Below are 11202 nucleotides of genomic sequence, written 5' to 3'. Positions count from 1 at the left end.
GAATGCTTCTGGCAGAGGTGTAAAAATGGTTTTAAAAAAAATTAAAGATAAGAGAAAAAAACTAATCATATTATTCATTATCTGTCTTTTTATTTTTACTGCAGCAGTTAACGCAGAAAATTATAATGTAATATTTAATCATCTCGATGCCGCTGGCGATGACTATGGGCCGGGAAATTATCTTTATCCTCAGAATCATATATTTCAAAACAAAGGTAATCTTTTTGATCTTCAGTCGATGACTATTTTTGAATCTAAAAGCGAATATAAAATTCGCTTTTCTTTTTCTAATTTAACTGATCCCTGGGGGGCAAAATACGGTTTTTCTTTACCATTATTAGAAATATACATAGATAATAATTCTACTGGCAGTAATCAACTTTTCCACAGTGGGGCTGGTGTTAGTTTTGATCCTGATTTTAACTGGAATAAATTTATTAAAATTAGCGGCTGGTGGATAAGAGCTTTTAATCCGGACAGTCAGAAAGAAAATCTTTTAAATATAAACGAGTTATCTCTTAATGAGCCAGGAGTAAATAATAATTTTAGTTTAAATAAGAAAGATAATGATATTTTTTTGATACTGCCAAAAAGCGAAATAAAATCACTGGATAACAGCAAGATAGTTGTTATGGTAGGAAGTTTTGATCCATTTGGTTATGATCATTTTCGTTCACTATCAAAAAGCAAAAGTTACTGGCAGATTTATTCTGAAAATGAGATATCTCTGACTAAAGCACCCAGAGTTCTTGATATACTGGTTCCCGGGGGGGGTAGTCAAAAAGAGATATTAAAAGGTGAATTACCAGCAATACCATATCTTGAGATTGATACTGATATTGCTGCTGTTGAGCCGACAATAATAGATTATTTAAAACCGATCAATAAAATTTCTGTTTCCATTCTTTTGTTTTACATATTTTTATTAATTTTTGTAATTTATAGGTTTAAATATCATAATTAAATTTAAATTTTTAAGAGGTGAAATAATGACAGCCGAGCCAATGAATTATGCCAGGAAAATCTTAAAAAAGGTATCTCGAAGTTTTGCTTTAACAATCCCTATGCTCGATGATCAAATAAAAGATGAGGTTCTTCTGGCCTATCTGCAGGATAGGATACTTGATAATTTTGAAGATGAAATTTATCCTCCCGATCTTAAATTACAGAAGGATCTGATGGATCGAGTCAGCAGAATTTTTTCGCCGGTAGTTTATGACCGCAGTTCTGATTTTGAAATTATTAAAAAAAACAGCAGCTTAATTGAGGATTCATCACTGCAGGAATTAACCAGAAATGTTGATTTAGTCTATCAGGGTTATCAGAGTTTAGAACCTAAAATTCAGCAGGTTTCTCACAAATGGCTGCAGGAAATGAATCAGGGAATGCAAAAATACTTAAAAAAAGAAGTCGAAACCTTTGCCGAATTAGATGAATACTGTTATTATGTTGCAGGTACAGTTGGTGGTTTTTTGACTGAAACTATAATTTATAAATTTGAGATTGATCAACAGAACCAGAAGCTTCTAATGGATAATTTTAATCAGGCGGGGCTTTTTCTGCAGAAAGTAAATTTGATTAGAGATATTAGAGAAGATTTAGAAAGTAGAGATAAGCATTTTTGGCCGCTCAAAGATTTGGGGATTAGTGAGGCAGAACTGGCAGATCCAGAATGTAGGGAGCAGGCTATGCAGGCTCTGGAGCAGATGCTTTTAGATTTAAAAAACCATATTCCGGCTTTAAAAAAATATTATCAGGCACTGCCGGATGAGCTTAAAGGCTATAAAAAGTTTTTTGCAGTTAATAATGCCCTTGGGCTTGCAACTCTAGATAAGCTGAATAATAATCCGGAAGTATTTTATGGAGATAAACCTGTTAAAACTTCTAAATTGACTTTTTTAAATATTATGCGGTCTCCTGAAAAATATTTTTTTAAGCATGCAGCTCGGATAAAGGATTAGCTGCTTTGATTTATTTTGCTGAGAAAGGAGAAAAAATGTAATGGATTTTTTACTGATTACTGGTATGTCTGGAGCGGGAAAGTCTCTTGCCTTAAATTATTTTGAGGATAGGGGATATTTCTGTGTGGATAACCTTCCGCCAGCTTTAATTTCCAAATTTGCGGAATTGTGTCTGCAGTCTGATCTGGATAAAATTGCTCTGGTTAGTGATATTAGAGGGCGAGAATTTTTTACCGAATTATTCGAAGAACTGGCTAAGATAGAGGATATGAATTTAAATTATAATATTCTTTTTCTGGAGGCTTCTGATGATGTTTTAATTAGAAGATATAAAGAGAGTAGAAGACGTCATCCTCTGGATGAAGAGGGAAGAATTCTGGATGCTATTGAAAGAGAAAGAAAAATGTTAGAAGAACTCCGGGGTAGAGCAACAAAGATTATTGATACCGGGGAATTGAAGAGTTCAGAATTACAGGAGGAATTAAATCAATTATTTTTGGGAGAAGAAGATAAAAATTTACTACATTTAAGTTTAATATCTTTTGGTTTTAAATATGGAATACCACGCGATGCAGATTTAGTAATGGATGTAAGATTTTTGCCCAACCCTTATTATGTTGAGTCTTTAAGAGAGCAAACGGGTAATGATCAGGAAGTTCAGAATTATGTTTTAAAATGGCCATTAACAGATAAGTTTTACAGTAAATTTTTTGATTTAATTGATTTTTTACTACCTGAATATAAAAAAGAGGGAAAGAGTCATCTTTCGATTGCAATTGGCTGTACTGGTGGCAAGCACCGCTCAGTTACTACAGTTAATAAGTTAGCGGAATTTTTAAAGGATAAAGATTTTAATATAAATATTGAACATCGGGATATCGAAAAATAAGGAAGTGTAATTATGAACCTGCCAAAATGGTTTTTTCCCGGTCTGGGTGTTAAGCGGTGGTTTTTAGTTATTATATTTGCATTTATTTTAATTAGTATTGGAATAACTCCTTTATTTGGTTTTGACATAAGTGTCTATGTTACAAATCAGCTGCTTTTAATGCTCAACAATATATTTGGTCATCAGGCCGGTTTTGTGCTTAAATTGACTGCTTTGTTTATGATTTTAAGTGGGATTAGTTTGACTTATTATTCTCTGCTAAAAATCAAATCAGAATTTAATACCCATATAACTCCTAATGGAGAAATTCTTGATTTATTATATGAAAAAAGAAGGTCAAATAAGGGACCAGAAATTGTTGCTTTTGGTGGTGGTACCGGTTTATCAAATCTCCTGCGGGGCCTGAAAAAAAATAGTGACAATCTGACAGCAGTCGTCACAGTGGCTGATGATGGTGGTAGTTCAGGTCGTTTAAGAGATGAAATGGGTATTTTACCACCTGGAGATATTCGTAACTGCCTGGTTGCACTGGCTGATAGAGAACCTTTAATGGAGAAATTATTTCAACACCGCTTTGAATCTGAAGGTGGGCTTGAAGGTCACAGCTTTGGTAATTTATATATTGCTGCTATGACTGAGGTTTTAGGAGATTTTGAGGAAGCAGTTAGAGCTTCCAGCAAAGTTCTGGCTATTAGGGGTAAAGTTCTACCTGCTACTAACGAAGATATTAAATTGGGGGCAGTTTATCACGATCAGGAAGAAAGAATGGGCGAATCTGCTATTCCAGTCTATGATAAAGAAATCAATAAAGTTTTTTTGTATCCTGAAAATGCAAGTACTACTCCAGAAGTAAAAGAGTCAATCCAAAAAGCAGATGTAATAGTGATTGGCCCGGGTAGTCTTTATACCAGTATTTTGCCCAATTTGCTGGTGAAAGGAATTACAGAAGAAATTAAAAATAGTAGTGCCTTAAAACTATATATCTGTAATGTGATGACTCAGCCTGGAGAAACCGATGGTTATACAGCAGCTGATCATGCTCGAGCAATCATTGATCACTGTGGTAGTGGAGTTTTTGACTATATTGTTGTCAACAATCGTCAGGGTACAGCTAAACTGAGAAAGAAATATGAAGCAGAAGGTGCTTACCCAGTTAAGATAGATCATCAGCAGTTAGAGAAACTGGGAGTAAAGGTTATTGAAGCTGATCTCTTAAAAAAAGACAGCTATCTGCGACATGATCCGGATGCACTGGCAGAACTTATTTATGATTTAAATAAGAAATATAATTAACAACAGGAGATTACAAACTAATTTCATTAATTAAGATTTAAAAGGTGATAAAAATGTCTTTTACTGATCAGGTTAAGGAAGAATTAACACATAAAGATAAATATGATTACTCTGAGCAGCTGGCCGAACTGGCGGCTCTAATCAGGATAGATGGATCGATTCAAATCTCAAATAAACATCTGGCTGTTAAGATTACTCTTTATCATGGTAATTTAGCCCGCAGAATTTATTCCCTGATTAAGGAGCGGTTTGGTTTCAGTATCGAGATCAGAGTCAGACAGGATAAAAGATTTAATTTAAGCCATAGTTACGATATTATTGTTACACCACAGCCAGGTGTGAGAGAATTTCTACTGGAACTGGGATTTCTAACCCCGGATAATAGTTTAGTTTTTCATATTAAAGATGAATATTTGAATTCTCGCCAATTATCTCAGGCTTATTTACGCGGTTTATTTTTAGGTGGGGGATCAGTTAATAAACCTCAGAGCGAATATCACCTTGAATTTCGCTGTGAGCGTGAAAGTGTAGCTGAAGATTTGAAAATTTTACTGGCTAAATTTGAATTAGAGGCTCATCAGACTCAACACAAGGGTTATCATGTAATTTATTTTAAGAGCTATGCTGAAGTAGTTAAGGTTTTAAATATTATTGGAGCTCATCAGGCAATGCTTAAAATGGAAAATGATCATATTGTTAAAGAGTTAAAAAATGATGTTAATCGGCGGGTGAATTTTGAAACTGCAAATTTAGAGAAATCTGTTTCTGCAGCTATGGATCAGCTGGAGTATATAGATATTATAGAGCGCAAAGAAGGGTTGGAGTCATTGAGCCCCGGTCTGCAGGAAATGGCTGAGGTTAGAAGAGAAAATCCTTATGCCTCTTTAAAAGAGCTGGGTGAAATTTTAGATCTCAGTAAATCGGGAGTTAATCATCGTTTGCGAAGAATTAAAAAAATTGCCCAAAATTTAACTTGAAATTATCTCAGGAGATGATATAATACATTTGGAAGTTAAAAATAAATCAAACTTGCTGCTGATTTAAAAATCAGCTTTGTTTTTGGCTGTATCGGGACAATTATGTTCCATTTGGACAAAAACGTTCCAGCTCGGAGGTTAAACATGAATAAACTGTTTAAAATTCAGCAGAAAATTGTACCGGAAATTGTTAAGACAGCCCAGCAAAGATATAATATTTTACGTGGTATATATTACAATCAGCCTATTGGAAGACGAGCTCTAGCAAAGATATTAGGATTGAGTGAAAGAACAATTCGTAATGATCTGGAGTTTTTTGAAAAAAATGCCTTTATAACTATTACCCCGGCAGGTACTCAAATTACTAGAATTGGAGAAGAATTTCTGATAGAATTAGATGAGTACATCAAAGAGTTACGAGATATCAGTTATTTAGAAAATAGACTGGAAAATATTCTGGGGATAAAAAAAGTTAAGCTGGTTAATGGCGCAGTTCCGGCCGGAGATTTAAAGGCCGAGATTGGTAGAATGGCCTCACAGCTTTTACAGCAGGAAATTAAAAATGGAGACATTCTTGCTGTGACGGGTGGGACAACCCTGGCCCAGGTTGCAGCAGAGATGACCTACAGCGCTGAATCCAGGGATGTGACAGTAGTTCCCGGCCGAGGTGGACTGGGTGAGGATGTTGAAATACAGGCTAATACGATTGCTGCTGAAATTGCCAAAAAGCTAGGCGGCAGCTATCATCTCCTGCATATTCCGGACAATATGGCTGAAGAAAATATTTATCATATAACAAAAGAACCAACAATTAAAAAAACTCTGGAAATTTTAAAAAGAGCCAATATTTTGATTCACGGAGTAGGAACAGCTAAAGATATGGCAGGCCGACGGGGGATGGACGAAAAAGAAATCAATGATCTCCTTAATGCCGGTGCCGTGGGAGAGGCTTTTGGATTTTATTTTAACTCCCGGGGTGAGATTATCTATTCCACTACCAGTGTTGGTTTGAATCTTGATGATCTGCAGGCAATAAATAAAGTGATTGTTGTTGCAGGTGGAGAAAATAAGGCAGAAGCTATTATTTCTGCAGTTTCTCCTAAATACCAGGATATTTTAATTACTGATGAAATTACAGCCCGAAAAATTATCTCTCTTAAGGGGGGTGAGGCCGAAGACAGGCTGGCAGATTAGAATCAGCAGGTTATAAACTTTCAAATTTTTTAAGTCTTTGTTTAGTAAATTAATTTATGTAAATGTTCAACATATTATAAGGAGGAATAAAATAATGAAAAAAGTAGCAATTAATGGATTTGGACGTATTGGTAGAGGTTACTTAAGATTAGTTGAAAAAAGAGGAGAAGACATTGAAATCGTTGCAATTAACGATTTAGTTGATGTTGAAAATTTAGCTTATTTACTTAAATATGACTCTGTACATGGTCGTTTTGATGGTACAGTAGAGGTTGAAGCTGGAAACTTAGTAGTTAATGGTAAAACAATTAAAGTTACTGCTATTAAAGATCCTAAAGAACTACCATGGGGCGAAAATGACATTGATGTAGTAATTGAATCTACTGGTGTATTCCGCAAAAAAGCTCAGTTAATGCAGCATATTGAAGCTGGTGCGAAAAAAGTTCTTTTAACTGTACCTGCTAAAGATGAGATTGATAATACTATTGTACTTGGTGTTAATGATGACGATCTCAGCGATGATGACTTAATTGTTTCCAATGCTTCCTGTACAACTAATTGTTTAGCTCCTTTAGCTAAGGCTCTTAACGATGAGTTTGGAATCGAAAAAGGATTAATCACAACTGTTCATGGTTATACAACCAGTCAGGCTATCCTAGATATGCCAGCTGGAAAAACAAGAAGAGGTAGAGCAGCTGCTGAAAACATTATTCCTACAACTACAGGTGCTGCTATTGCAACAACAAAAGTACTGCCTGAGTTAGATGGTAAAATTGATGGTATGGCTATTCGTGTTCCAGTACCTGATGGCTCCTGTGTTGATGGAGTATTTACTTTAGAGAAAGATGTAACTGCTGAAGAAGTAAATGCAATGTTTAAAGAAAAAGCAGAAGGTGAAATGAAAGGTATTTTAGGCTATACTGAAGATGAATTAGTTTCCAGAGATATTATGGGACAGTTCGAATCTTCTAAAATTGATGCTCAGTCAACTATGGTAGTTAATGGCAATATGGTTAAAGTTATTTCCTGGTATGACAACGAATTAAGTTATACAAATAGAGTCGTAGATTTATCATTAAAGCTGTAATTTAAATATAAAAATCATTTCAGGGTGGGGCATAGTTGCCTGCCCTGAAATTTTCTCAATAAATTTTTTTGCCTTATTTTTAGAGATAGATATTAAGCCTTTTAAGATAGCTGTCAAAAAATTAGTAACTGCTAATTAATATGGAGGTATTAAAAATGAAAAAAACACTTAAAGATATGGATTTTAAAGGAAAGAAAGTTTTAGTTAGAGTAGATTTTAATGTTCCTCTTAAAGATGGAGTTGTTGGTGATACGACCAGAATTAAAGCAGCTCTGCCAACAATTGAGTATTTAATTAAAGAAGAAGCAAAAGTATTACTTATCTCTCATTTGGGTCGCCCGGGTGGAGAGCCAAAAGATGAGTTAAGAATGGATCCAGTTGCTAAAGAACTGGCTAATTTATTAAACAAAGAAGTTAAAAAAGCTGATGACTGTATTGGTGACGAAGTTAAAAAGGCAGCTGACAGCCTTAAAAACGGTGAAGTTTTAGTCTTAGAAAACAGCCGTTTCCATGCAGGTGAAAAGAAAAATGATCCAGAATTCGCGAAAGAATTAGCATCACTTGCTGACCTTTATGTCAATGATGCTTTTGGTGCTGCCCATAGAGCTCATGCCACTACAGTTGGGGTAACAGAATACTTACCATCTGCTGCTGGTTTCTTAATGCAGAGAGAATTAAATGCTCTGGGTGAGGTAATGGAAAATCCGGAAAGTCCTTTTGTTGCCATAATGGGTGGCGCTAAAGTTTCTGATAAAATTGATGTGATTAAGAATCTGATCAATAAAGTTGATCAATTAATTGTTGCTGGGGGAATCGCCAATACATTTCTGATGGCAAAAGGTTATGAAGTTGGAGATTCTTTAGTTGAGGCTGACAAAGTTGATCTGGCTAAAGAATTAATGACTGAAGCTGAAGAAAAGGGAGTAGAAATTGTGCTTCCAATTGATGTAGTAATTGCTGATGATTTTTCCAATGATGCTAATACAAAAACAGTATCTGTAAAAGAAGTTCCTGCTGGCTGGCAGATTCTGGACTGTGGTGGCCCTCAGAGTTTAGAAAACTACAAGAAAATTATAAAAAATGCCAAAACAGTAATCTGGAATGGACCTTTAGGAGTATTTGAGATGGAGAAATTTGCTCACGGTACAGTGGAATTAGCAAAAGCTCTGGCTGAATCAGATGCTCATTCAGTAATTGGTGGAGGAGATTCTGCTGCAGCGATCAATCAGGCTGGAGTGGCTGATAAGATGAGTCATATTTCTACCGGTGGTGGAGCTTCTCTGATGTTCTTTGAAGGTAAAGAACTTCCTGGTGTTGCTGCACTGGACGATGTTGAGTAATTTTATTAAGTTCATTTAGTAGAATAAACTAAGAATAACGATTAATTATTCAAAAAAATTCTAAACAAAAACTTTGCATTTGGGCAGAGTTTGAGGAGGAATATTAATGCGTAAACCATTTATTTGTGGAAACTGGAAAATGAATAAAAATGTTGAAGAAGCTGAAGCAATGATAACCGCTTTAAAAGATAAAGTTAAAGGTGTAGAAAATGTAGAAATGGGTATTTGCCCAACCGCTCTCTGTTTAACAACTGTTAAGGAAGCTGCTCAGGGCAGTGATATTGTAACAGGTGCCGAAAATATTTACTGGAAAGACTCAGGTGCTTATACTGGCGAAATATCTGCGAAGATGCTTGCTGATAGTAATATTGAATATACTATTGTTGGTCACTCTGAAAGAAGAGAGATTTTTGGAGAAAGTGACTATGAAGTAAATAAGAAGGTTCTTTCTGCACTTGAACATGGTGTGAAGCCAATTGTCTGTGTTGGAGAAACTTTAGAAGAAAGAAAGGCAGATCAAATAGAAGCCAAAGTTAACTTTCAGGTTGATTCTGCACTTGCTGGTCTAAGTGAAGATGAGGTAGAAGATGTGGTAATTGCCTATGAACCAATCTGGGCTATTGGTACAGGAGAAACTGCTTCTGCTGAAGAAGCTAATCGTGTAATTGGAATTATTAGAAAAAACATTAGAAAAGAATATCCTGAAGCTGCTGATAAGATTAGAATTCAGTATGGTGGAAGTGTTAAACCACATAATGTAGAAGAAATTATGGCTCAGGAAGAAATTGATGGTGCTTTAGTTGGTGGAGCCAGCCTGGCAGCAGATTCTTTTTCTGAAATTATTTTAAAAACTGCCGAAATCTATAAGTAAATAAGATATATTATAAGGAGGATTATTTATGGCAAGACCCAAACCACTGGCCCTGATTATTGCAGATGGGCTGGGAATAAACGAAAATGCGGAAGGAAATGCTGTTTATCAGGCAGATACTCCTTTCTTAGATAAATTAAATCAAGATTATCCCCATTCAATCTTAAAACCATCTGGAGAGGCTGTTGGCTTACCAGAAGGTCAGATGGGTAATTCTGAGGTTGGACACTTAAATATTGGTGCTGGCCGCATAGTTTATCAGGATTTTACAAGAATTAATAAAGCTGTAGAAGAAAAACATCTGTTAGAGAACGAAGTTCTAAAAAAAGCAGTAGAACATGCCAAGGAAAATGATGGAGCACTGCATTTAATTGGACTTCTATCTGATGGTGGTGTGCACAGCCATATTAAACATCTTTTTGGACTGATTGAGATGGCTGATCGGGCCGGTTTAGAGAAAGTATATATTCATCCGATTCTTGATGGGAGAGATACTCCTCCTGCCAGCGGTACAGGCTATTTAGAACAACTGCAGGCAGAACTGGACGAAGTAGGAATCGGTAAAATTGCAACTGTCAGTGGTCGTTACTACACAATGGACCGTGACAACCGCTGGGATAGAACTAAAAAGGCCTATGATATGTTAGTGCTGGGAGAAGGAAATAAGGCAGAAGATGCCATTGAGGCTGTAGAAGCTTCTTATAAAGAGGATGTGGAAGATGAATTTGTTGTGCCAACAGTAATTACTGAAAACGGTGAGCCTGTAGGTGAAATGAAGGATCATGATTCTGTAATTTTCTTTAACTTTAGAGCTGATAGAGCGCGTCAGATAACTCAGGCTTTAACAATTGATGGTTTTGAAGGTTTTGAGCGTGCTCCTGAACATCCCAAAGACTTATATTATGTTACCATGACAGAATATGATGAAGAATTTGATCTGCCGGTTGCTTTTGAACCTGTAGAAATTAAAGATGGACTGGGAGAAGTATTAAGCCGGGAAGGCTTAAAACAGCTCAGAATTGCTGAAACTGAAAAATATGCCCATGTAACATTTTTCTTTAATGGAGGAGTTGAAGAGCCGAATGAAGGTGAAGACAGAATTTTAATTCCTTCACCACAGGTTGCAACCTATGAAATGCAGCCAGAAATGAGTGCTTATGAAGTAACAGATAAGCTCTTAGAAAAAATTGAAACTGATGAATATGATGTGATTATCTTAAATTATGCTAATATTGATATGGTAGGACATACAGGTTATATGGATGCAGCTATTAAAGCTGTAGAAACAGTGGACGAATGTCTTTCTAAACTGGTTCCTGCTATTTTAGAAAAGGGAGGTCAGGCCTTACTGACAGCTGACCATGGTAATGGAGAGAAGATGAAAGAAGAAGATGGTTCTCCATTTACTGCTCATACTGCTAATATAGTTCCACTTTATTATATAGGTGGACCAGAAAATAAAGGTATTGCATCAGGGAAATTGGCTGATCTTGCTCCAACAATGTTAGAAATTTTAGGAATTGAAAAACCAGAATTAATGACTGGTGAATCACTGATTATTGATAATTAATAGTCAAGCTTAAATTAATT

Annotated in this window: 10 protein-coding genes; all 10 read left to right on the top strand. The window is 35.7% G+C overall.

The features are described from left to right. The first annotated feature begins 25 nt into the window (after positions 1-25). The gene (locus tag BW929_RS05655) at positions 26-964 is read left to right on the top strand and encodes a glucodextranase DOMON-like domain-containing protein (RefSeq protein WP_076544402.1); all 939 of its coding nucleotides are present in this window, start codon (positions 26-28) and stop codon (positions 962-964) included. 25 nt (positions 965-989) lie between these two features. Continuing rightward, complete coding sequence (locus tag BW929_RS05650; RefSeq protein WP_076544401.1) at positions 990-1961, top strand: squalene/phytoene synthase family protein; 972 nt, start codon at positions 990-992, stop codon at positions 1959-1961. A 40-nt stretch (positions 1962-2001) separates the two neighbouring features. Beyond that, positions 2002-2850, top strand: a complete 849-nt coding sequence (gene rapZ / locus BW929_RS05645) for an RNase adapter RapZ (protein WP_076544400.1) — start codon at positions 2002-2004, stop codon at positions 2848-2850. Between the two features lie 12 nt (positions 2851-2862). Beyond that, complete coding sequence (gene yvcK / locus BW929_RS05640; RefSeq protein ID WP_076544399.1) at positions 2863-4143, top strand: gluconeogenesis factor YvcK family protein; 1281 nt, start codon at positions 2863-2865, stop codon at positions 4141-4143. A 53-nt stretch (positions 4144-4196) separates the two neighbouring features. Continuing rightward, the gene (gene whiA, locus BW929_RS05635) at positions 4197-5120 is read left to right on the top strand and encodes a DNA-binding protein WhiA (RefSeq protein WP_076544398.1); all 924 of its coding nucleotides are present in this window, start codon (positions 4197-4199) and stop codon (positions 5118-5120) included. A 144-nt stretch (positions 5121-5264) separates the two neighbouring features. Next, complete coding sequence (locus BW929_RS05630) at positions 5265-6314, top strand: sugar-binding transcriptional regulator (RefSeq protein ID WP_076544397.1); 1050 nt, start codon at positions 5265-5267, stop codon at positions 6312-6314. A gap of 91 nt (positions 6315-6405) precedes the next feature. After that, complete coding sequence (gene gap, locus BW929_RS05625; protein WP_114489421.1) at positions 6406-7401, top strand: type I glyceraldehyde-3-phosphate dehydrogenase; 996 nt, start codon at positions 6406-6408, stop codon at positions 7399-7401. A 140-nt stretch (positions 7402-7541) separates the two neighbouring features. Further along, positions 7542-8741, top strand: coding sequence for a phosphoglycerate kinase (locus BW929_RS05620; RefSeq protein WP_199505782.1), 1200 nt, complete (start codon positions 7542-7544; stop codon positions 8739-8741). A 106-nt stretch (positions 8742-8847) separates the two neighbouring features. Further along, positions 8848-9612 carry a triose-phosphate isomerase gene (gene tpiA / locus BW929_RS05615; RefSeq protein ID WP_076544394.1) on the top strand — a complete coding sequence of 255 codons (765 nt, stop codon included), beginning with the start codon at positions 8848-8850 and terminating at the stop codon, positions 9610-9612. Positions 9613-9640: 28 nt separating this feature from the next. Beyond that, positions 9641-11182 (top strand): 2,3-bisphosphoglycerate-independent phosphoglycerate mutase, encoded by a 1542-nt coding sequence (gene gpmI / locus BW929_RS05610; protein WP_076544393.1) that lies wholly within the window; start codon positions 9641-9643, stop codon positions 11180-11182. Positions 11183-11202: the final 20 nt, after the last annotated feature.

This window comes from Halanaerobium kushneri (genome assembly GCF_900156285.1).
GTDB classification, from domain to species: Bacteria; Bacillota; Halanaerobiia; order Halanaerobiales; family Halanaerobiaceae; genus Halanaerobium; species Halanaerobium kushneri.
The sequence above is the reverse complement of the archived record's forward strand: the minus strand, read 5'-3'. Positions and strand labels throughout refer to the sequence as shown.